The sequence below is a fragment of the Tautonia plasticadhaerens genome (assembly GCF_007752535.1).
GTDB classification, from domain to species: Bacteria; Planctomycetota; Planctomycetia; order Isosphaerales; family Isosphaeraceae; genus Tautonia; species Tautonia plasticadhaerens.
This window is the reverse complement of record NZ_CP036426.1, coordinates 2,459,884-2,482,976: the sequence shown is the minus strand read 5'-3', so window position 1 is coordinate 2,482,976 and position 23,093 is coordinate 2,459,884. Positions and strand designations below refer to the sequence as shown.

Here is a 23,093-nt window from a genome sequence, read left to right as displayed (position 1 = left end):
TTGGCGTGCGCGGCGATCCGCTTGTCTTACGACGCTTTCAGCGTGCGTTTCGGGGTTAAGACGACATCCCTCGTTGCGATGAGTCTCCAGAGCGCGGCCCTAATTTCGAAAGTGCTGTAAGGGGGTTCGCTGATAGACAACTCCTTTTCCAACTCCTCTGCGGTCAATTCTTGTCCGCTGGATCGAAGCCGTTCAAGTAGGAGGTCATCAATCCGTTGAACTCGAGTGTTTGACATTGATCCGAGCCTCCCTGCGATTCCGGTTTCCGTTAGCATCACGCACCCCTCTCTCTAGACCGCAATGGAAGCCGATCATGGTTGCCGAGCCATGCAAATCCATTCTACAGGGCGCGCGGAGTGGGTTACTACTACTTTCGCTGGGACAGGTCAACCCAATTCTCCCTCACAGCAAAGAAGGCAGGATTAGCGAAATCTGGGGCTCCGGCTGCCCATTGATCCTGGATGCTCGAAAGTGATCCACTAGAAATCATGAAATTTTATCAAGATTTAAAGCTTCCTGTTCGAGGTCAAGCAGAATCTCTTGGCAGGGAGTGTTGGGGCCGATGGTCCAGCGAACCTCATCGGTCCAGGCTGGCCAGCCCGAGGCGGCGGGGCGTCGAGGATGGGGGCGTCGGGTCGGGATGTTCATGGCGTCGATCCTCCAGGATCGGGCAAGAAATCGATCAGGGCCGGGGGCGTCGAGCCCCCGACCCCGGGCGGGTTAGAGGTAGCCGAGCGTCTCGACGCGGCTCTCGGCCTCCGCGTCGGACGCGGCCCTGTCCCAGAGGATCGAGGCGGTGTCGACGTCAAGGGTGTGGAAGTCGCCGCCTTGGGCGGCGTACCAGGCCGCATCATCGGCCGAGTAGCCGACCCGGCGGAGCGGGTTGCCATAGGCGTCGGTCGGGCGACCGATGCCCCGCCCGAAGGGGCGATTGGCCTTGGTCGGGCGGGTCGAATCGAAGAGAATGGTCATGGGTGAGGCTCCCTATCAGCCTTGCCCTAGGGCCCGTCCGGTGTTCCCAGCACCGGCGGGCCCCTTTTCGTTCGGGGCTGCCGTTCAACCCCATCACTTGAATCATACCAATTTGGTAACGAAAATCAAGACAGCCGGTCTTGAATCTTGAAAAATTTGATTCCCCCCGCATGATACCGATGGCGGGATCGTTCATTCCCTGAGATCGCGCGGTGAGGGCAGACGTCGATGGCGGAGAAACGCCAGCACGGAGGGCAACGTTCGGGGGCCGGCCGGCCCCGATCGGGGCGGGATGACGTGGCGGTGAAGATCGACCGTGCGATCGTCGCCCAGGCCCGATTCGTGGCCGATGCACGGGGCCTGAGTCTGGCCGAGTTCCTGAGCCACCTGTTACGCGGGTCGGTCGCGCAGGAGTTCACGGCCGAGGCCGAACGGGTGAAGTCGGCCGAGGGGCGGGCCTCCGGTGAGTGAGGGCCGACCGGATGCGGGCGGACGGGAAGCGGGGCAGCTCCGAGCGTGTAGGTTAACCGGGTGTGAACTCATGGGCTGGAAAACCATCAAGGGTCGCCGATACTACTACCGTTCCCGGCGGGAGGCGGGGCGGGTCGTGACCGAGTATTTCGGCCAGGGGGAGCGGGGCGCCCGGTTCGCGTTGCTCGACATGGAAGACCGGGAGGAACGGCAGATCGAGCGGGAAGAGGAGCTGGAGGAACGGGAGGCGGCAGAGCGGCAGGAGCGGGAGCTATCGGAGTGGTTCGACCGGGTGGAGGCCGTGGCCCATGCGGCGCTCATCGCGGCCGGGTTCCATCGACACAAGCGCGGCGAGTGGAGGCGGAGGCGAGATGTCCCAGACGAACACGCAACCGGCGGAGTCGGGAGCCGGGCTCCCCACGACCCAGGCCGAGATTGAGGCACTCCTGGAGCGGGCCCATCGGGGCGATCAATCCTGCCTCCCGCAATTGCGGTCCCTGCTCTCCGACCCGAAGCGGGGCCGATGGTTCCTCGACCACTACGGTGACCCGCCCGCCTGGCTGTTCGACGCGATCGCGCGGGGCGCCTCCGGGAAGGATCTGGCCATCAAGGAATCGCTCCGCCTCCGGCTCGGAGAGGTCCGCCGCGACCTGGAAGGGCCGAACCCGACGCCGATGGAGCGACTCCTGGCCGAGCGGGCCGCGCTCTGTTGGGCGGAGGTCAATATTCGCCAGACGAATTACGAGCAATCAAAGGATCTGACGCTGCGTCAGGCCGAGTTCCACCAACGGCGGATCGACGCGGCGCATCGCCGGTTCCTCTCGGCCATCAAGACCCTTGCTACGGTCCGCAAGCTGGCGCTCCCGGCCCTCCGTGTCAATCTCGCGCAGAACCAAGTCAACGTCGGGTGATGCTCGGACCGAGATCTCTTTGAGAAATCAGGTTGCGGCTCGCGATTGCGTTTCGGCATTTCGAAGCTCGGTCGCGGCCTCATCTCCGGAGGCCGTCAACCGTACCCGTTCCAGCCGGCCCCCCTCGCTCTTGACGATGGTCAGCAACCCGGAATCGGCCAGCCGGTAGACGGCCCTCAGGAGGCGGACCCGACCGGCCTCCGTCGCGCTCGCGTCGCCGAACCATCGCGGCGAGTAGCACGGCCCATGAGCGACGTCGAGGTCATGCTTCAGTACGGACCAGCATTTCCATTGCGGCGGCCTCGGGCGGGACCGGATCGCCTCGCATCGCTGCTGCACCTCGATCAGCACGAGTCTGGCCAGGTCATCCCGATTCATCGCTGCGACTCCGTCTGATGTCTGTATGACAACAAAGTCTCTCTATGTCTGCGACGGGTTCTCCTTCAGTCACATTCGATCGATCCTTCGGAAGAACCTAAATCGCATATAATGGGGAACATGCGCTGTCTGTGCAGGATAGGAAGAATAGCGTTAGACGGTCTTCTTCTGAACGTGCGGGCACCGCATCGATTAACTCACGAAGATCAACCTGGGGTGTTGAGGTCGGGGCTCGGGATCGTGATGCAGCCCGGGGCCCCGGCCGATAGAATGCAAAGGCACGAACCGCCCTCGTCCGAGGCACGGAAGCCCATCGGAGTCACCCGGCCATGTCCACGTCCGATTGCTCTGAACTCGACCAGATCGGGCCGCTTGTGGACGACTACGCCGATCACGTCGAACGGTGGAGGGCCGAGCACGACGCTGCGGAGGCATGCGACCGGCTCGGGGAATTACTGGTGCTAGGCGTCGCCCTGTCGATCCTGATCGACAAGGCCGATGCCGGCTGGCGGTCGGCCATCCTTTCTGAGGGTGAGCGCTACGATCCGGCAACCGCCGGGGCGTTCGAGGGATTCTATCGCGATTGGCTCCGCCCGGCCGATGCGATCCTGGAGCAAATCGCCGCGTTCGAGGCCCAAGGCCACGCGGTCAAGCGGGCCGACCAGTTCCGTCAGGCCGTCCGGGAAGCAAAGGCGGTCCTGACACCCGACGACGAATTCTTCGTCGAGGACGACTTGGCCGATCGGCGGGACGAGGCGGTCCGCGCCCACCAGGAGGGCCGCACGGCTGAGATGAATGAGTTCGGCGCCTAACGACCGGGTCGGGCTACGTAACGTCCGCACGGCCCATTTCCGCTATCTGTTCGGCGGCTTGTCCGCCCCGATGCGCAAATTGGCACGGGACGCCTTCCGCATGTTCCTGGCCGATCCGGACCACCCCGCCCTCAACCGCCGCCATCTCTCCAACAGCAAGAAAGGACGGCACCGGGATGGCACCTGGGTCGTGACGCTGGCCTCCAAGTACCGTGTGCTCTACGTCGAAGACGAAGGCGTCAACGTTTGGTACTGGATCGGCAAGCACAACGACTACGAGAATTTCATCGGGAAGAAATGAGGCGAGCCGTCCCCGATCGCTGGCATGGACGGCACTGTTGATCCGAGACGGCCCGGAGGCTTCCTGCCGGCCGTTCTGCGGCCCGGTCGAGGCCGATGGTTCCGACGCCTCCGGCGAGTTGCTACGGCCCCGGGCGACCATCGGCCAAGGCGGCGCGGAGGGCAGACAACGCCTCCGCGACTTCCCGGCCCTTGGCCTCGATGATATCGAGCAATTCCTCGGGGGTCCGCCGGTCCTGGTCGCCCCGGGCGTTGGGGTTCACGGCCTTGAGATCGTAACGCTTGGCCTCGATGTCGGCCCGCTCGACGGTCCAACTGCGCTCGCTGTCAGCCCGATCGGGCAAGAGGCGGAAGAAGTCGGCGAATCGATCGACGGTGAACGGGGTCTTCTTCCCGACCTTCACATCGGAGACGTCGTAGTACCAAATCCGCTCCGTCGGCCGCCCCTTGGTGAAGAATAGGAGGTTGGTCTTCACGCCGGCGCCGGCGGCCGAGAAGACGCCGCCCGGGAGGCTGACGATCGACCAGAGGTCGCATTCGTCGAGCAACTTCCGCTTCGTCTGGACAAATGCGGTTTCGTTGGACCGGAACAAGATGCCCTCATCCAGGACGATGCCGCAACGTCCACCGGGCGCCAGGCTGTCGATGACGTGTTGGAGGAACAAGACCTGGGTGGCCCCAGTCTTGTAGGCGAACCGGGTCTGGGCTTCCTTGCCCTCCTTGCCGCCAAAGGGCGGGTTGGTCAGGATGACCTCGAATTGAGCCGGGGCGTCGTGAAAGAGGTCGGCATAGGCCGCGACGTCGGTCAGGGTGTTGCCGTGCCAGAGCTTCGGCTGGTCGATCCCGTGCAACACCAGGTTGGCCAGCGCGATCGGGAAGATGAGGTTCTCTTTCTCGCGGCCGTAGAACGTGCGTCGCTTGAGGGTCTCGATCTGATCGGCCGTCGCCTCCTGGCCCAGGGCATCCCGCATGTGCTCGTAGGATTGGGCGAGGAAGCCCCCGGTCCCGGTACAGCAATCATAGACCGTCTCGCCCCATTGGGGATCGACGGCCCGGACCATTCCCCGGATGATTTCGCGGGGGGTGAAGAACTGGCCGCCGTCGTTCCCCTTCTCGCCCATCTTGAGTAAGAGGCCCTCATAAACTTGCGAGAGGGCGAAGACGTGCGTCGGGTCGATGTGGCCGTTCCTGAGCGCATGGACCCGATCCAGGACGTCGAGCAAGTTCTTGTCGGTGTCGATGCGAACCCGCTCGACGGCGGTCATAATCTCCCCGATAATCTTCTGTCGCGGCGTCGCGTCGGGACGTTTTCGGAGGCTCCGCAAGTGAGGGATCAGGTCGTCATTGACGAATGACTTGAACGAGCCGAGCGACCCGCCCTCGGTCAACTCCCGACGTTTCCAGCCGATCGGGCAGCCATTCGACTTCTCGGCGAAAAGGGAATCATCGGGCGGGGCGGCCCAATCCCGCCAGCGGTACGGCTCGCTGATCGAGGGGATGAACTCGGCCCCGACTGTCTCCGCCCGCTCGGCTTCCTGAGCTTCCTGCTCATCGAGGATGCGGAGGAACAAGATCCAAGTCAGTTCGGGAACGTACTGCATTGCGCCGGCGCAGTTGGACCGACGCATAATGTTACAAATGCTTTTGATCGCAGCATTGACCGAGTGCTGAGTCGTCAATCGTCGGCCGTTGATTTGGATGTTCGTCGCCATGATCCGCCGGGCCCTCCTGGCCTTCGAGAGAACCGATCATACGGCTAATCGCATCCTGGCGGGAAGAGGTGCGGGAGAGCCAACAACAGTCATCGTGCGCCAATGAAGGCCCGGCTTAGAATCGAGGCTGGCAACCTCTCGATAGCCTTGAGACGATCGGCCAAGGCCGAGTGGACCCGTTCGGCCTCCGTCCGACGGGCGTCGAGCATCAAAGCGATTCGCTTCTGCTCCCTAACAGGGGGGACCATCAAGGGGAAGGCAGATAGCACCTTTTGATTGATGGTCGCGATACCCGTCGTCTGCTTGGCATGGGCTAGGAAGTACGCTTTCCCGTAGGGCGATGCAATTTGTGCTGCCACGAACCGATGACAGAACCTCGATGGGTCGAATCGGATCCGGAAAATGTGATTCTGGTGGATGCAATCTGGGATTTGGCCTTCCCAGAATGTACCTCGTCCCAGTTTGTCCGCGTCGCCTCCCTCCGTCAGCAGCAAGTCTCCGGACTTGAGTCGCAGTTTCTCAATCTCGGCCTCGGTTGCGTCGATTTCGTTGACATCCGATAGGTCGAGATGGCCATCCTTCACGTTGGCGACTCGGAGATAAGGGACTGGCCGAGTCTCGCGATCGGAGACTCGGCGGCCTAATGTGATGCCGGAACTGATCTCACCGGCTTCTCCCAACGGAAGTATGAGCCAGCTTTCGGCCTCGGGACCTTGGAAGATTGAGCGGAGGTAGGCAGCGGGAAGTGTCTCTGCAGCTTCCAACTGTGCCTTGGCGGCCATTCGTGATCTTATATATTTATCGAATTGCCACTTAATGTATGAGTTGATTGTTTTTTGTTTTGACAGAGGGGGTATTTGTGCGGTCCAGTTGAAAAGCTGCTCTCTGTTTAACTTTGGCATCCGAGCCCTACGGGACTCCCCATCCGCATACTTCGTAAATGAATCCGAGATCAGCAACCATGCGGTGAACTCCGGATCCAGATAATCTCGATCGACCCTAAGTGGGTACATGTCAGCACTGCAAACTCCCTGGAAATCGACCGCAAGGGCCTTGCGAAGATATGGTCTTAACTTCGAATAAAGAACATCTCCTGAATAGAATAAATATTTATTGCTGGTGACCTTGTCTTCCGCGGCGGTGTTGAGAAACAACAGCCGGCCGGTGCCACTCTCGATGTTGACTCCGCTTATATGTGGCAATTTCGCATATTGGTCAAGTTTCGGATCGACTTGGCGAGCCACTATCTCGCAAACGTCTCCGAATCGCACCTTCGGCCATTCTTCGACCTTTCCATTCCACGTGTCCACGAGGTCTGTTCTATCATTGCGAGAATTCATACAGTGAACATCCTCGTTTTTGTTTCGCGTAGCATCTCGGCTGGTTGCCCGGCCGATTTTAGCGCGTTCAGCCCTCCGGCCTGCATGACTTCCGGCGTCTGGAAGACGTGCGGGTTTTCCAGACCATCCGTCCCGGCTCTCGCAAACTGTGAAGCCAGCGCCCTTATGGTCGCGGCAACGTCGGCCGGGAGGCCCCGTAGCCATTCGTCATGTTTGTAGGAGAAGGCGTCGGCCCGCTCGGCTCGAGTCCTAGGGGCCTGGCCGTAGCCGAGTTCGGCCAGCACGTCGAACAGGTCGAAATCGCCCATCTGCTCCAGCGAGCGGACGACCGAGGCCGAGCGGCCCTCATCGGGGAGCCGAGACAGTAACGCGGCGCGGGTGGTTCGGTCAATCCAGGTTGAGCGGAAGGCGTCGAGCGTCGGGGCCTCCTCGACCAGTTTCGCGGCGAGCCGATCCTTGTATGCCTCAATCGAAAGGAGGATGGTCTTCCCGTCCATCCGGGCCAGAATGCTCCGGCCCGCCTCGTTGATCCGGACGTCGAAGCCCTCGACCTCGATGATCGGTTCGCCCGGCCCGTCGGGGGGCGTCGGCGGTTCGCTGGGCTCTCGCGCCGGGATGAACCTGGTCAGGAACTCGGCCCCGAAGAGGCGGGTGGCGTTGGTGTAATCGTAAACCCGGAACATCAGCTTGCCGGAGGGGATGTCGATCCTGGTCCCCCGGCCGACCATCTGATGGAAGGCGATCGGGGAGCGGACGTACTTGAAGAAGACGATGTTGCGGACCGGGGGGACGTCGACTCCGGTCGTCAGCAGGTCGACCGTCGTCGCGATGAAGTGATGCCGCGCGGCGCCCTTGAGGTCGGCCAGGTAGTCGGCCCCTCCGCTGGCGGCCGTGCACTTGAAAGCATAGGGATCGGCTCGCGCTCGTCCCTCTCGCTGGCACCATTCGGCATAGAGGTTGTTCAACGCGATGGCCACGGCATCGGCGTGGCGGTCCCGGGCGCAGAAGATAATGGTCTTCTGCTCCGGCCCCCCGGTGGTCAGGAGATGCGCGAACAGGTCCCGTGCCATCGCCTCGACCCGATCGGGGAGCAGAAGAGCGGCCTCGAAATCGGCGGCGGAGTAGCGGTCCCGGGTCTCGGCCTCCGAGAGCTGCCGGCCCGTCACCGCATCGCGGATGACCTTCCCGGCCAGGTCGGGCCGATCCAGGCCTGATTCCCGTTCGTTGCTGGGCTTGTCCCCGAGGAAGATGTCGCGCCGGATGATCTCGCACGCGGCCAGATAGCCATCATCGATGCCCTGGCCGACGTCGTACTCATAGACCGGCTCCCCGAAGTGGCGGATGTTGTCGGCCGAGATTCGTTCGTCGGTAATCGCCTCCCGGCTCCGCTCGGTCAACTCGATCTCCCGGGGCGTCGCGGTCAGGCCGACTTGCACGGCCGACGGGTTCCGACGAAGCACTTCGGACCACTTCCCCCATGCCGAACGGTGGCACTCATCGATGACGATGTGGCTGAAATAATCCTCGGGGTAGTGGGCCGTCAGGAAGTTGGCGTCGGCCTCATCGGAAGCGAGGTCGAGCGTCTGATAGGTCGCAATCAGGATCCGGGCGTTCTTCTGCGGTTCGCCTCCCGCGACGGGCGCGGCATCGGCCCCGAAGACTGCCCGGAACGCGGCCGTCGCCTGGGTGCGCAACTCATCCCGATCGCAGACGAATAGGGCCCGTCGGAGCTGCCCTGCGTCGGCGATGCGTCGCAAGAGATTGACTGCGATGAACGTTTTCCCGGCCCCAGTGGCGAGCGTCAGCAAGGCTCGATTCTCGCCCTTAGCGATCGTCTCCATGACGGCCCGGATCGCGGCATCCTGGTAGTAGCGTCGGAAGCCCTCCCCGGTCTTGTAGGGCGTCACGAGCGGCTTCGCGGCGTCGTCGTCGAGCCGGAAGCCCATGCCTTGCTCATAGCGGGCCTGCAGCTCCCCGGGGCCGGGGAACGCGGTCAGGGGACGCGGAGCGGAGGTCAGGCCGGTGAAGCGGTCGAACTCGACGAAAAGATGCCCGTTGCTAGCGAAGACGAACGGCACGTTGAGCCGCTTGCTCATGGCATAGCACTTCGCCTGCTCCAAGCCATGCGTCGGCGGGAGGTCCTCGGCCTTCGCCTCCAGCAAGCCGACCGCGACGGGCTGGGCGTCTGGTGCAACCTTGACCCGCAGCGTGTAATCTACCCGCCCCTTGGCCCGCCTCCGTGGTCTCCCGTCGATGATCTCGATGGTCCCGGCCGTCTCTTCCCGCCGGATGAGGTCCTCAGTCCAACCCCGCGCGTGCAAGGCCGGGTCGATGAGCTTGGTCCGGGTCTCGACTTCACTCCGTCCCATATCGCCCGACCGTTAGCACGGCCCCTCCGTCCGCCACCAACTACTACCGGAGGCTACCGAATTCGGCCCGGTAGCGTCATGGATGCAAATTGCACAAGGCCATTCTCGCTACCGAGTTGCAACACATCAAGTTGGGACCGATTGCATCGGGTTGCAAAGGGGCATCAGGGCGGCTAAACTCATGCTGTCCGTTGGGGTTACGCTGGCTTCACCCGACGGATCGGAGCCGCTTGGGGTGCAGGAGGTCGGCCGTTCGAATCGGCTCGCCCCGACTCAGCCTTGAAACGATTTGCGGCGATCTCAAAATCCCCCGGACACCCTGTGCAGAGATGCTGTGCAGAGTTCCGGGGGTTTTCGCATGCCGAAGAAGCAGCCCGAGACTCATTGCAGGTCGCGCCGCTGAGGGGCCATCCGTCGCCCGGGATGGGGCACCGGCACTCCCACCACTTGCAGCAGGTGCCGGAGTCCCGGGGGCCGAACCGAGCCGTCGAACGGGCGGAGTCTATCCCGAAAGGGACTCCCCCGGGACCAGCACCCCGGAATCCCGGATGAGCCTTCGCGATTCTATTTGACAGTTGTCAGGGCTCGTGGATAACGTGCTGGAACTTGAGAGCGAGGTCCAGGGGCCGAGCAGGTCGCCCTCCCAGGCGGCCTGTCGTCGAGGCCCGGGCATTGCCCTCCGAAATGAAAGCCCTCGATGATGCCTTCCGGTGGAGAGGTCCTCGATGAAACAGCTCGCTGCGACCGTGCTGGTGATGGCTGCCTCGGCGTTGACCACGGGGGCAATGGCACGGCAGGAGGGTCCCGGGCCGGTTGAGCGGCCCTCGGTCTCCGCGCCGGTGCTGGAGGGGATCACGATCGACGGCGACCTGGCCGACTGGCCGGACTCGATGACCATCCATTCGCTGGACAAGCTCTTCAACTACGACGGGAGTCGGCAGAACTTCGAGGACCTGGAGGGCACCGACCTCGTCGAGCCGGACGACCTGAGCGCGGCCTTCGCCGTGGGCTACAGCCCGGGGGAGCAGCTCCTGTACGTGGCGGTCATCGTCCGGGACGACGCCCTGATCGCGAGCAGCACCAGCAACATGACCACGGACGCGGTCGAGCTCTTCGTCGACGGGCTCCGGGGCGATCGGCAGGTCGCCCACCGGGAGGACATCGCACTGCCCGAGATCCCGGTCCAGCAGTACATCGCTATCCCGGGCGACGGGCCGGTCTACGGCCTCCCGGAGCCGAACAACCCCGTCCTGACGGGTGGGGACGTCACGCAGACGAAGACCCGGATGGCGTTCCATCGCGATGAGGATGTCACGATCTACGAATGGGCCATCCAGGTCTTCGACCGCTATCCCGACCGGCCGACGACGCTCGAGCCCGGCAAGCGGATCGGCTTCGACGTCTCCGTGGCGGACGAGGATCTGGAGGAGGGGGAGGTCGGGCCGGGCGGCGCCACCCAGATGAATCGGCTCGACTGGATCTACTGGGGCCCGCAGTGGAACGGCGTGAAGCACCTCAACGCCGACCTCCTCGGCGAACTCGTCTTCGAGGAATGACGCGCCACGTCGGCCACCGCCGACGCCTCCTCGGGTTGCGTAGGATGATTCGCGGGCGCCGACGACGAATTCATTCGGAAACGTCGTTGACATGGGCGTGTGCCCTGCCTAGCCTGGGACAATCGTCACAGAACTGACGCCGTTGTTGATCGATCACCCCGGATCCTCCGGGGTGTGCATCGGCCCCTCCTCATCCGAAGTGCGCCTCGCCCCCGGCCTGATGTCGTTGTGGGGGGCGAGGGGCGGCGGGCCGATCGGGGTGGACCTCGACGGAACAAGGACCTCGAACATGGGCATGTCGACTCGGTCGTCGTCGGCGGGTCAAGCGACCCCATCGGGCTCGGGTTTGACAGTCCTCCTCGGGCTCCTGCCCTGGGTGGTCGTGATCGCCTTCGCCGCCGAGGGGTTCGGGCTCTCGAAGGCGGCGGGGGCGGCCCAGGACCGGGCCGTCGATCGGGCGAGGGATTTCGTGGCAGGGTTGTTGTCGGGCTCGGGTCCCTTCGAGGTCGATGGGGATCCGGTCGAGCTGATGGGGGAGGAGGAAGGTCGGGTCTGGGCGGTGGCGGTCAGCCCGGACGGCCGCTCGCTCGCCGTCGTCACCGGGAGCGTCCCGCCGAAGATGGAGGGGCCGGGGGGGCTCCGGCTCTATGACTTCGACGCCTCCTCCGGCAAGCCGACCCTGCGGCGGGCCATCGCCTCGGCCTCGGGGATCCGATGCGTCGCCTATTCCCCCGACGGCGCCACCCTCGCCACCGGCGGCTTCGACGAGGCGGTCTCGCTCCGGGATGCCGGGTCCGGCGAGGTCCGAACGACCATCTCCGGGTTCGGGGGCGGGGTCAACGGCCTCGCGTTCTCCCCCGACGGGTCGACCCTGGCGACCGCCTGCCTCGACGGCAAGGTCCAGCTCTGGGGCGCGGAGGATGGCGGGGCGATCGCCACGCTCGGCTCGCACGGGGAGCCGGCCTTCTCGGTCGCCTTCTCGCCCGACGGCTCGCTCGTCGCCTCGGCGGGCGTCGACAAGGTCGCCCGCCTCTGGGACGTGGCCGGTCGTCGCCAGCGCTCCGAGCTGGAGGGGCACACCGAAACGGTCGAGGGCCTGGCCTTCTCGCCCGACGGGAAGGCGCTGGCGACCGGCGGCTGGGACGGCATGATCCGGACCTGGGACACCGCCTCGGGCGAGGAGCGGTCCGCGTTCAACGCCGGCGGCGTCCGGCCCGTTCTGGCGCTGGACTACTCCCCCGACGGCTCGACCCTCGTCGCGGCCGGGGGCGGGGCCGACAGCTCGCCGGCCAAGCTGTTCGACGCCGAGAGTGGCCGGGAGCGGTCCTCGTTCCAGACCGGCTCGAACTGGGTCAGCGCCCTGCGCTTCGACCGGGAGGGCAAGCGGCTGGTCGTGGGGGGGAATTCCTTTGCGCTGGCCGTCTGGGACGCGACCGCCCCGGCAGCCCCCCCGGAGAAGCTGGCCGAGGTGCGTGCCACCGATCGGCCGACCCGGGGGCAGGAGATCACCCTGGCGTTGGCCTTCTCCCCCGACGGCATGACCCTGGCCGCCGGGGGGGAGACCGGCCTGATCACGCTCAGGGACGTCGTCAACGGCCGGCTCGTCGGCTCCCTCTCCGGCCACGACGACGCGGTCACGGCGATCGCGATCTCCCCCGACGGCGGCTCCCTCGCCTCGGCCAGCTTCGACGGCACTGCGCGGCTCTGGGATCTCGCCTCGGGCCGGGCCCGGGCGGTCCTGGAGGGCCACCGGGACATGGTGCTCGCGCTGGAGTTCAGCCCGGACGGCTCCGCCCTCGCCACCGGCGGCTACGACGGCGAGATCCTGCTCTGGGATGCCTCCTCCGGCGACCGGGTCGCCGCCCTGCCCGGGAGCGAGGTCTCCGTCCGGGCCCTCGCCTTCAGCCCCGACGGCTCCCGGCTGGCCTCGGCCGGCGCCGATCGGGTCGTGAGGCTCTGGGACCTCGACGCCCGGGAGCAGCTCGCCGAGCTGCCCGGCCACCAGGGGGCGATCCGGGCCCTGGCCTTCGGTCCCGAAGGCCGTTGGCTGGCGAGCGCCTCGGAGGACCGCACCGTCCGGCGCTGGGACCTCGACGGGGACGAGCTCCGGGAGCAGGTCGAGTTCCCCCCCCACAACGAGATGATCTGGGCGATGGCCCTCAGCCCGGGGGGCGGGACGATCGCCAGCGGCGACTACCAGGGCTTCGTCCAGTTCCGGGAGGCCGGCGGCACCTCGAAGTCGGCCGCCAAATCCCACCGGGAGCACGAGGGCGGGGTCACGGCCCTGGCCTTCTCCCCCGGCGGCCGGACGCTCGCCTCGGCCGGCTTCGACAAGAAGATCAAGCTCTGGCACTCCAGGCCGCCCCGCCTCTCCTCCCGGGCGACGGCCGAGGACCACGAGGGCCAGGTCCACTTCGGCCTCCTCTCCCCCGACGGCCGGACGGTCGCCACCGGCGCCGACGACGCGAAGGTCGTCCTGCGAGACGCCCGCACCCTGGAGCCGATCCGGGTCCTGGAAGGACATTCCTCCGGCGTGGGGTCGGGCGCGTACTCCCCCGACGGCTCGACCCTGGTGACCGCCGGGCTGAAGGGACACGAGGTGATCGCCTGGGACGTGGCGACCGGGGCGGAGCGGGGGCGATTCGGGGGCGAGGGACCCGCGATCTCCTCCGTCGCCGTCTCGCCCGACGGCTCGACGGTCGCCACGGCGGCCGGCCGCGCCGTCACGCTCTGGGATCTGGGGACCTTCTCGGCGATCCGGACGATCGACGGGCCGAAGGAGCCGGTCAAGTCCGTCCGCTTCTCCCCCGACGGCACGCTGCTGGCCGGCGCGGTCGGGGACTGGCGATTCGGCCGTCCCGGGGCGGCCTGGATCTGGGACGTCGGGTCGGGCGAGGCCCGGGCGACCCTGCTCGGCCACGGCCGGCACTGCTGGGCGGTCGACTTCGCCCCCGACGGGAAGACGGTCGCCAGCACCTCCGGAGACGGGACGGTCCGCCTCTGGGACGTCTCCTCCGCCTCCCTGCGGGCCAGCTTCGAGGTCGGCGACGCCAACCCCAGGCCGGTCCGGTTCTCCCCCGACGGCACGCTGCTGGTCGTCGGCCACGGCAAGGGGGAGGTCACCCTCTGGGACGTCGCCGCCGGGCGCCGGGCCGTGGCGCTCTCGGGCCACGACGACCTGATCCTCGGGGTCGACTTCTCCGCCGACGGCGAGCGGATCGTGTCGACGAGCAAGGACGGGACGGTCCGCCTCTGGGACCTCCGGGGCCCCTCACCCTCCTTCGGCAAGGCCCTCCGGGGGATCGCCCTCCGGGTCCTCGACGCCGCCCGCAGCGGCGAGGCCGAGGCCGACGAGGACGGGCCAGGACACTGAATTGGCCCGGCTCGGGCCCGTCGCCCGTCGACCCGGACCCGATCGCAGCGAATCGAAGCGAAACTTCGACGATCATTGACCCGTGGGAGGCACGCGATGAGCCGGTTCCGGATCCCGATCCTGATCCTCGGCATGATCCCCTGCGGGGCGTTCGCGGCCTCGGCCCCGGCCGCCGGAGACCCGGCCCGGGGGCCGGGCGAGCCGCCGACGTCGGGGGCGGCGGCCGCCCCGACCCCCGACCCGTACGCGCTGGCCGAGGTCATCGACCGCCGGATCGGCGAGCGACTCGGTCAGGTCTCGGTGGAGCCCGCGCCGGTCGCCGACGACGCCGAGTTCCTCCGACGGGCCTGGCTCGACGTCGCCGGCTCCATCCCGCCGGCCTCCGAGGCCCGCGCGTTCCTGCTCGACGACGACCCGGGGAAGCGCCGCAAGGTCGTCGACCGGCTGCTCGACTCCCCCGGCTACGTGTCGAACATGAGCACGCAATGGCGCAAGCTGATGATCCCCGAGGCCGAGGGGGACCAGCAGGTCGGCCTCGTCTCCATCGGGTTCGAGCCCTGGCTCCGCAAGCAGTTCGCCGAGGGGGCCGGCCACGACGACATGGTCCGCGATCTCTTGACCGTGCCCCTGGGGGACGATCAGCAGACGAACCGGATCTTCGGCGGCGAGGAGCCGGAGCCGTCCCCCTTCGGCTTCGTGGCCGCCAAGGCGGGGGACCCCGGCGCCCTGGCCGCGGGCACCTCCCGGCTGTTCCTGGGCATCCGGCTGGAGTGCGCCCAGTGCCACGACCACCCGTTCGCCACCTGGTCCCGCGACGAGTTCTGGGGCCTGGCCGCCTTCTTCTCCGGCCTCGACCGCCGGAGCCCGGACATGGCCCTCTTCCAGGGCCGCGAGATCCCCGGGCGCACCGAGATCGCCATTCCCGAGGCCGACCGGGTCGTCCAGGCCACCTTCCTCGACGGGGACCGGCCCCGCTGGCGATACGCGGACGAGCCCCGCGCCGTGCTGGCCGACTGGGTCACCTCCCCCGACAACCCGTACTTCGCCAGGGCCGCCGCCAACCGGTTCTGGGCCCAGTTCTTCGGCCGGGGGCTGGTCGACCCCGTCGACGAGATGGGCCCGATCAACCCGCCGAGCCACCCCGAGCTGCTCGACGAGCTGGCCCTCCGCTTCGCCCAGAGCGGCTTCGACCCGAAGTTCCTGATCCGGGCCATCACGGCCAGCGACGCCTACCAGCGCACCAGCGCGGGCTACGCCCCCGGCCAGGACGTCCCCGAGCTGTTCGCCCGGATGCCCGTCCGAGGCCTCTCCCCCGAGCAGCTCTACGAGAGCCTGATCCGGGCCACCGGCCTGGAACGCGAGGAGCCGCTGCCCCCGTTCGTCTTCGGCGGCTCGTCGCCGCGGAAGGACCTGCTGGAACGCTTCGCCGAGGACGGTTCCTCGCCGACCGAGCGGCGCTCGACCATCCTCCAGGCCCTGACCCTGATGAACGGCCAGCTCGTCGAGACCGCGGTCAACCCGCAGGGCAACGGCACGCTCGCCGCCGTGGCCGACTCCTACTTCCTCTCGACCCGGGAGAAGGTCGAGGCCCTCTACCTCGCCGCCTTCGGCCGCCCCCCCCGGGACGAGGAGCTCGACCGCCTCGCCCGGTTCGTCGACCGAGGCGGCCCGACGCTCGACCCCAAGCGGGCCCTGGCCGACGTCTTCTGGGCCCTGCTCAACAGCCCGGAGTTCTCCTTCAACCACTGAACACGCCCCCGAGCCCCTCCCCCTCCCCATCGTCCCCCGGGAACCCGGCCATGAATCGCCCCTTCCGAGACCTGCCCGTCACCCGTCGCCAGTGGATGCGGATGGGCGCCCTCGGCGCCGCGGCCGTCTCGTGTTCCGGCTGGATCGAGGCGCTCGCCGCCGGCTCGGCCTCCGACCCCGCCCGGCGGCGCTCCTGCATCCTGCTCTGGATGAACGGCGGCCCCAGCCAGATGGACACCTTCGACCTCAAGCCGGGCCACAAGAACGGCGGCCCCTTCGGGGAGGTCGAGACCACCGTCCCGGGCATCCGGATCAGCGAGCACCTGCCGAAGCTCGCCCGGAAGATGGACGACCTGGCGATCATCCGGTCGATGAGCACCAAGGAGGGGGACCACGGCCGGGCCTCCTACCACCTGCGCACGGGATACATGCCGACCGGGCCGATCGCCTACCCGACCCTCGGGTCGCTCGTCAGCAAGGAGCTGGCCGACCCCACCCTGGAACTCCCCGGCTTCGTCAGCATCGCCCCGTTCCGGGGCCTGAATCCCGCCGCCTACGCCCCCGGGTTCCTCGGCCACCGCTTCGCGCCGCTGATCGTCGGCGAGTCGGACTTCGGCCGCGTCGTCCCCGGCGGCGACGGCGCCGAGGCGTTGAAGGTGAAGGACCTGTCGCCCCCCGCCGGGGTCGATCTGCGGCGGGCCGACGCCCGCCTCGGCCTGCTGGCCGACGTCCGCGACCCATTCCTCGACCTCCGCCCCGGCGACGCCGCCTACAGCCACCGGACCGCCTACGAGGACGCCGTCACGATGATGCGCTCGGACGCCGTCAAGGCGTTCGAACTGGAGGACGAGCCGGACCTGCTCCGGGATTCCTACGGCCGCAACACCTTCGGTCAGGGCTGCCTGCTGGCCCGGAGGCTGGTCGAGCGTGGGGTCCCCTTCGTCGAGGTCACGCTCAACGGGGTCGACGGCAACAACATCCTCGGCTGGGACACGCACCAGGACAACTTCGAGGCCGTCCGCCGGCTCTCCGAGGTCCTCGACCCCGCCTGGGCGACCCTGATGGAGGACCTCAAGGCCCGGGGCCTGCTCGAGTCCACCCTGGTCGTCTGGATGGGCGAGTTCGGCCGCACCCCGATGATCAACGGCAGCAACGGCCGGGACCACTACCCCAACGCCTGGTCGGCCGTCGTCGGCGGCGGGGGCATCGCCGGGGGCCAGGTCATCGGCTCGACGACCGCCGACGGGACGGAGGTCGAGGACCGCCCGGTGGCCGTCCCCGATCTGCTGGCGACGGCCTGCCTGGCGATGGGCCTCGACCCGATGGCCCAGAATATGTCCAACCTCGGCCGGCCGATCCGGTTCGTCGACCCCGAGGCCAAGCCGATCCGGGAGGTGCTGGCATGAATCGGGCCATCCCCGCGATCGCCGCCTGGCTCACCCTGGCCGTCGCCGGCCCGGGCGGCGTCCTGCTCGCCGAAAAGCTCCCCGACACCCTCTTCGCCGTGTCCCCGGCCGACGAGGTGCTGGATCTGGTCGTGATGGCCGACGACCACCCGATCGTGGTCCGCTACCGCATCTCGGTCGGGGGAGTCGGCCATCGCCTGGCCTTCGGCGAGTTCATCGTCCGGTTGCACGCCTACCTCGACGCCGACGGCGACGGGATCCTCTCCCCCGAGGAGGTCGGGGGCGGGAGCTGGGGACAGCTGTTCGCCGATCAGCCCTTCGACCAGGGAGGGAGGACCACCACCTCGAGGGGCGAGGACGGGCCCGACGCCGACGGCGACGGCCGCGTCTCTCCCGACGAGCTGGGCCGCCACGTCCGGGAGGCGCTCGGCGTGGAGCCGCTGACGATCTCCGGCGGCTCGCCCCCCGACCCTCGCACCGAACGCCCATTCGAGCACCTCGACCGCGACGGCGACGGCCGCCTCGACGACGACGAGATCGCCCGTGCCTCGGACCGGCTCGTCGCCCTCGACCGGGACCAGGACGAGTGGGTGGTCCTCGACGAGATGGACCCCTACTCCTCCAACACCCGGCAATTCTTCGGCATCCGGAACAGTTCCGTCGACCCGCCCTCGGACCACCCCTTCGTCGTCCTTGACGAGTCCTCGGATCGGGCCGAGATCGCCGGCCGTCTGCTCGATCGCTACGACGGGGACGGCGACGGGCGGCTCGACCCCGGCGAGTTCGGCCTGCCGGTCGAGTCGACCGATCCCCTCGACGCGTCGGGCCTCGCCCGGTGGCTCGAAGACCCGGCCCCCCACGTGGAGTTCAAGGTCGAGTTGTCGACCCCCGGCCGGGCCCGCGGGCCGATGGTATTCGAGCGCGTCGCCGCCGCCGAATCGATCGCCGACCGGCTCGGCCCGCCCTCGGACTCGCCCCAGGTGCTCGACCTCGGCCCGGTGGCCGTCGAGTTTGCCGCCAGTTCGGGCTACAACGACTTTCGCAGCTTCCTCCTCCAGAACTTCGAGAGCGGAGACGCCGACGACAGCGGTTCCCTCGATCGATCGGAGTCGGGCAACGGCAACATCGTCTCGCAGCTCTTCGACGCCGCCGACCGCGACGACGACGACACCCTCTCCCGGTCGGAGCTGGTGTCGTACCTGGACATGCATGAGGCCGCCTTCGCCTCGAGGCTCTCCCCGGCGATCTCCGACCTCGGCCGTTCCGTCTACCAGTCGATGGATCCCGACGACGACCTCCGCCTGAGCCTCCGGGAGGTGCTCGGCGTCCCCGGCCTGCTCTCCGCCCGGGACCGGGACGGGGACGGCGCGGTCGTCCTCGACGAGTTCCCCCGTCGCTACCGATTCAGCGTCGGCCTCGGACCCGGGCGCTCCCCGAACCAGGCGTTCTCGGTCGCGTCGTCCCGGGGGCGACCCTCCCCCTCGGGCAAGGACGGGGTCCCGTCCTGGTTCTCCCGGATGGACCGCAACGGCGACGGCGACGTCTCCAGGCGTGAGTTCCTCGGGCCGCTCGACCTGTTCGACGGGCTCGACCGGGACGGCGACGGCCTCCTGTCCGCCGAGGACGCCGCCCGCCCCGTCCGCTGAGCCGATGCCGGCGCCCTGCCCCGCACCGACCGTGTCTCCCAGGGGAGTGTTCTCATGATCGAACGATCACGGTGTCTCGGCGCGGCCCTGTTGTGCCTCGTCCCCGCGAGCGTACCCCTCGCGCGAGCGGCTGCGGCCCAGGAGGCGACCCCGGCCGTCGCTGCCCCGGTGGAGACACCGGCCCGAGGGGCCTCGGTCGAGGCGCCGGTGCTGACCGGCATCATCATCGACGGCGACCTCTCCGACTGGCCCGACACGATCGAGCTGCACCCGATCCGGAACATGCTCGATAACGACCTGAATTACAGCAAGAACGGCGTGGAGGAGGACGAGCTGGCGACCAGCCCCGATCTCAGCGCGGTCTTCTCCGTCGCCTACGACCCGGACGACGACCTGATCTACCTGGCCGTCATCGTCCGGGACGACCGCGTCGTCGTCGGCCACAAGGGCTACTGGGACACCGATGCCGTGGAGATCTACCTCGACGGCCTCTTCTCCAACACGACGATCCCCGTCGACGTCGTCTTCGGCCGGAACGACGTCGTCGACGCCTCCGAGGTCCCCATGGAGCAGTACCTCGGCGTCCCCGGCGAGGGGCCGGTCTACGGGATCACACGCACCTCCGGCGAGGACCGAGACCCGGTCAACCCGATCCTCAACTGGGGGGACATCGCCAAGACCAGGACCCGCATGGAGTACCACCGAGACGGCGACGTGACCGTCTATGAGTGGGCCCTCCAGGTATTCGATCGCTACCCCGACCGGCCCACCGACCTCGTCCCCGGCAAGCGCATCGGCTTCGACGTGGTCGTCGTCGACAAGGACGTGCCCGCCATCACCGACTCCGCCGAGGCCGAGCCCGAGCATGCCCGATCCGCCTGGGTCTCCTGGTGCCCCGGCTACAGCGGGCCGAGGTTCCTCAACGCCGGATCGATCGGCGAGCTGGTGCTCGGGTCCGACTGAGATCCGGGGCAGGACCAGGCGACGAACACGGCGTCCCGCGGTCGAAGCTCGGTGCGTACCGATCGTCGACCTGCCACCAATTAGATTGTCGGGACATCTTGTAATTTCACTTTGCCGCATCTGACAGATGTTCGATGAATCGGGAGTTGAAGGGACCCCGGCCCTCCCGTCATGTCTGTGGTCGCCAAACCGCAGCAATCGCACCGAGGAGGGACGAGGGTGTTCGTCATGACGCTGACAGCCGGGTGGCCCCCCCGGGTCGGCAGCGGGCCGATTCGGTCCCGACACGCCGTCGTGAGTCGTCTCGGGACGATGGTCGAGCCCTCTCCCGGGCCTTCATCCGGATGGATCCGTCGATCGCTCGGTTTCTCCTGGATCTTCCCTTCACCTAGGCGGTATATACAACTGATCGCGAAGCAATGCGATCGGTCCACGTCCCTCGGCCCGAGCCGCGTGCCGTGCCTCCGAGCACCGTTCGCCCCATCCGACTGCAGGGCGGGATGACCCCGATGCGAATTGCAGCGGGCACGAACGTGGTGCTCATTCACGGTCGAACATCCTCGCGATCCCGATTGATGAGCTGCCGGCCGCGCTCCTTCGCTGGAGGAATGCGTCTGAACCCGACCCGGTGTCCGATCCGCAATGGGGCTCTTCGAGGGGATGAATCCGGCCGTCCCTCCCGTTCCAGGTACCGCAGCCTCCTTCGAGCATCCCATCACGAATGCGCGACTCCTGTTCCCGATCTCGCTCCTCGCGGTCAGCTCGACCCTGGGCTGGGTGGCGGCCTCTGGTTGACTCCCAGGGGGGGACGCTCCAGGAACCCGGTGCCCCTTCCCTGCCGGATGACGGGACGCGGCTCCCCCGGCCTGATCCCCGGTTCGACGGCAAGATCGGCCGGACCTTCGAGCGGTCCACCCCCAGCTATCCCCGGCCCGTGGAGGCGCCGGCGGGGAGCCCGAACGTCCTGCTGATCCTGCTCGACGACGTCGGCTTCGGCATGTGCTCCACCTTCGGCGGGCCGGTCGAGACGCCCAACCTCCAGGAGCTCGCCGACAACGGCATCTCCTACACCCGCTTCCACACCACGGCCCTCTGCTCGCCGACCCGGGCGGCCCTGCTCGCCGGGCGCAACCACCACAGCGTCGGCACCGGGGTCATCATCGAGATGGGCACCGGCTACCCCGGCTACACCGGGATCATCCCCCGGAGTACCGCCCTGTTGCCGAAGATCCTCGGCGAAAACGGCTTCGCCACCGCCATGTTCGGCAAGTGGCACAACACCCCCGAGCCGGAGATCAGCCCCGCCGGGCCGTTCGACCGCTGGCCGACCGGCCTGGGGTTCGACGAGTTCTACGGCTTCAACCAGGGCGAGGCCCACCAGTTCTACCCGACGCTCTACCGCAACACCGTCCCCGTCGAGCCCCCCTCCACCCCGGAGCAAGGCTACCACCTCACCGAGGATTTGGTCGACGAAGCGATCGCCTGGACCCGGAACATCGACGCGGCCGACCCCGACAAGCCCTGGTTCGCCTACTTCAGCACCGACGCCGTCCACGCCCCGCACCACGTCCCGGCCGACTGGCGGGGCCCCTACAAGGGCAAGTTCGACCATGGCTGGGACCGCCAACGCGAACTCACCCACGCCCGGCAGCTTGAGCTGGGCATGATCCCCCCCGGCACGAAGCTCACCCCCAGGCCCGAGGAAATCCCCGCCTGGGACGAGACCACCGAGGATGAGCGGAAGGTCTATCTCCGCCTGATGGAGAACTACGCCGAGTACATGGCCCACACCGACCACGAGGTCGGCCGCCTGATCGAGAGCCTGGAGCAGTCCGGGGAGCTGGACAACACCCTGGTGCTCTACCTCGTCGGCGACAACGGCGCCAGCGCCGAGGGCGGCCTGGAGGGCACCTTCAACGAGCTGGCCAGCCTGCTCGGCGTCCAGCTCGGCCTGGAGAGCACCATCAACCGGATCGACGAGATCGGCGGGCCGACCAGCGAGCCTCACGTCCCGGTCGGCTGGGCCTGGGCCATGGACGCCCCCTTCAAATGGACCAAGCAGGTCGCCAGCCACTTCGGCGGCACCCGGAATCCCCTGGTCGTCCGCTGGCCCGCCGGGTTCGAGGCGATGGGGGAGCGTCGGACCCAGTCCCACCACGCCATCGACGTCGTCCCGACGATCCTGGAGGCGTGCAAGCTCCCCGAGCCGACCGTGGTCAACGGCATCCCCCAGAAGCCGATCGAGGGGGTGAGCATGGCCTACACCTTCGACTCCCCCGACGCCGAAAGCCGCCGCACCACCCAGTACTTCGAGATGGTCGGCAACCGGGGCATCTACCACGACGGCTGGCTCGCCTGCAGCCGGTTCGGGGTCCCCTGGCAGACCGCCGGCCGGGAAGGCGACATCCTCGACACCCCCTGGGAGCTCTACCACATCGACGAGGACTTCAGCCAGGCGGTCGACCTCGCCGACGAGCAACCCGAGAAGCTCCAGGAACTGGTCAAGCTCTTCTTCGCCGAGGCCGCCGAGTACGACGTCCTGCCCCTGGACGACCGCAAGACCGAGCGCCTGGACGTGGCTAACCGCCCCAGCCTGACCGAGGGCCGCACCACCTTCACTTACCCGAATCGCCTCCGACTGCCCGAGGGAGCGACCCCCGACCTCAAGCACGCCGACCACACGTTCTCCGCCCGGGTCACCATCCCCGAGGGCGGAGCCGAGGGGATGCTCCTGACCCTCGGCGGGCGCTTCGCCGGCTTCGGCCTTTTCCTCAAGGGAGGAATGCTCGTTTATCACTACAACCTCGCCGGTGTCGATCGCTACCAGGTCGCATCCGACGAGCCCGTCCCGCCCGGGGACGTCACCCTCCGGATGGTCTACGTCTCCGATTCCGACGACCCCGGCGCCGGTGCCACCGTCACCCTCTTCGCCGACGACACCAGGATCGGCGAGGGCCGGATCGAGCGGAGCCTCCCGAACCGGGTCACGCTGGACGAGACCCTGGATGTCGGGTTCGACACGGGGACCCCGGTCGTCGACGACTACCCGCTCCCCTTCGCGTTCACCGGCCGTCTCGACTCCGTCACCATCAGCCTCGACTGACCCCCGCGGTCATCTCGGGGGCTCTCGGCAGG

Annotated in this window: 18 protein-coding genes; 12 read left to right on the top strand and 6 right to left on the bottom strand. The window is 67.5% G+C overall.

What is annotated here, in order from left to right:
* Positions 1-486: 486 nt before the first annotated feature.
* Together ElP_RS37785 and ElP_RS09660 are read right to left on the bottom strand one after the other, a co-directional pair.
* Positions 487-648, bottom strand: coding sequence for a hypothetical protein (locus ElP_RS37785; protein WP_197446845.1), 162 nt, complete (start codon positions 646-648; stop codon positions 487-489).
* 72 nt (positions 649-720) lie between these two features.
* Positions 721-972 (bottom strand): hypothetical protein, encoded by a 252-nt coding sequence (locus tag ElP_RS09660; protein ID WP_145268752.1) that lies wholly within the window; start codon positions 970-972, stop codon positions 721-723.
* A 303-nt stretch (positions 973-1,275) separates the two neighbouring features.
* Between ElP_RS09660 and ElP_RS37780 the strand changes: the two genes are divergently transcribed.
* The 3 genes from ElP_RS37780 (at position 1,276) to ElP_RS09650 (ending at position 2,354) form a co-directional block, all read left to right on the top strand.
* Positions 1,276-1,443, top strand: coding sequence for a hypothetical protein (locus ElP_RS37780; protein ID WP_197446844.1), 168 nt, complete (start codon positions 1,276-1,278; stop codon positions 1,441-1,443).
* Between the two features lie 70 nt (positions 1,444-1,513).
* Entirely contained in the window at positions 1,514-1,882 is a 369-nt protein-coding gene (locus ElP_RS09655) for a hypothetical protein (RefSeq protein WP_145268750.1), read from the top strand.
* On the top strand, positions 1,815-2,354 hold the full coding sequence (locus ElP_RS09650; protein WP_145268748.1) for a hypothetical protein: 540 nt from the start codon (positions 1,815-1,817) through the stop codon (positions 2,352-2,354). Before ElP_RS09655 ends, ElP_RS09650 begins: the two co-directional genes overlap by 68 nt.
* A gap of 27 nt (positions 2,355-2,381) precedes the next feature.
* Here the strand turns inward: ElP_RS09650 and ElP_RS09645 are convergent, their stop codons facing one another.
* Positions 2,382-2,732, bottom strand: coding sequence for a hypothetical protein (locus ElP_RS09645; protein ID WP_145268746.1), 351 nt, complete (start codon positions 2,730-2,732; stop codon positions 2,382-2,384).
* A 329-nt stretch (positions 2,733-3,061) separates the two neighbouring features.
* On the opposite strand from ElP_RS09645, the gene ElP_RS09640 reads away from it, so the two are divergent.
* Together ElP_RS09640 and ElP_RS09635 are read left to right on the top strand one after the other, a co-directional pair.
* Positions 3,062-3,544: a hypothetical protein gene (locus tag ElP_RS09640; protein WP_145268744.1), complete on the top strand. Its 483-nt coding sequence runs from the start codon at positions 3,062-3,064 to the stop codon at positions 3,542-3,544.
* Positions 3,545-3,623: 79 nt separating this feature from the next.
* The gene (locus ElP_RS09635; protein ID WP_145268742.1) at positions 3,624-3,845 is read left to right on the top strand and encodes a hypothetical protein; all 222 of its coding nucleotides are present in this window, start codon (positions 3,624-3,626) and stop codon (positions 3,843-3,845) included.
* Positions 3,846-3,966: 121 nt separating this feature from the next.
* On the opposite strand, the gene ElP_RS09630 is transcribed toward ElP_RS09635, so the two are convergent.
* The 3 genes from ElP_RS09630 to ElP_RS09620 form a co-directional block, all read right to left on the bottom strand.
* On the bottom strand, positions 3,967-5,556 hold the full coding sequence (locus ElP_RS09630) for a class I SAM-dependent DNA methyltransferase (protein ID WP_145268740.1): 1,590 nt from the start codon (positions 5,554-5,556) through the stop codon (positions 3,967-3,969).
* Between the two features lie 89 nt (positions 5,557-5,645).
* Positions 5,646-6,866, bottom strand: coding sequence for a restriction endonuclease subunit S (locus ElP_RS09625; RefSeq protein ID WP_231749606.1), 1,221 nt, complete (start codon positions 6,864-6,866; stop codon positions 5,646-5,648).
* 26 nt (positions 6,867-6,892) lie between these two features.
* Positions 6,893-9,265, bottom strand: coding sequence for a DEAD/DEAH box helicase family protein (locus ElP_RS09620; RefSeq protein ID WP_145268736.1), 2,373 nt, complete (start codon positions 9,263-9,265; stop codon positions 6,893-6,895).
* Between the two features lie 725 nt (positions 9,266-9,990).
* Here ElP_RS09620 and ElP_RS09615 point away from each other — a divergent pair.
* The 7 genes from ElP_RS09615 to ElP_RS09585 all read left to right on the top strand — a co-directional run bounded on the left by ElP_RS09615 (position 9,991) and on the right by ElP_RS09585 (position 23,061).
* Positions 9,991-10,821 carry a sugar-binding protein gene (locus tag ElP_RS09615; protein WP_145268734.1) on the top strand — a complete coding sequence of 277 codons (831 nt, stop codon included), beginning with the start codon at positions 9,991-9,993 and terminating at the stop codon, positions 10,819-10,821.
* A 346-nt stretch (positions 10,822-11,167) separates the two neighbouring features.
* Entirely contained in the window at positions 11,168-14,194 is a 3,027-nt protein-coding gene (locus ElP_RS09610; protein ID WP_145268732.1) for a hypothetical protein, read from the top strand.
* 96 nt (positions 14,195-14,290) lie between these two features.
* Positions 14,291-15,943 (top strand): DUF1553 domain-containing protein, encoded by a 1,653-nt coding sequence (locus ElP_RS09605; protein ID WP_145268730.1) that lies wholly within the window; start codon positions 14,291-14,293, stop codon positions 15,941-15,943.
* A gap of 50 nt (positions 15,944-15,993) precedes the next feature.
* Positions 15,994-17,349: a DUF1501 domain-containing protein gene (locus ElP_RS09600; protein ID WP_145268728.1), complete on the top strand. Its 1,356-nt coding sequence runs from the start codon at positions 15,994-15,996 to the stop codon at positions 17,347-17,349.
* Positions 17,346-18,995, top strand: a complete 1,650-nt coding sequence (locus tag ElP_RS09595; RefSeq protein ID WP_145268726.1) for a hypothetical protein — start codon at positions 17,346-17,348, stop codon at positions 18,993-18,995. The genes ElP_RS09600 and ElP_RS09595 overlap by 4 nt, the downstream gene beginning before the upstream one ends.
* Positions 18,996-19,202: 207 nt before the next feature.
* Positions 19,203-19,958 (top strand): sugar-binding protein, encoded by a 756-nt coding sequence (locus tag ElP_RS09590; RefSeq protein WP_197446843.1) that lies wholly within the window; start codon positions 19,203-19,205, stop codon positions 19,956-19,958.
* 721 nt (positions 19,959-20,679) lie between these two features.
* A complete protein-coding gene (locus ElP_RS09585) occupies positions 20,680-23,061 on the top strand; it encodes an arylsulfatase (RefSeq protein WP_145268723.1) in 2,382 nt (793 codons plus the stop codon).
* The last annotated feature ends 32 nt before the right edge of the window (positions 23,062-23,093 follow it).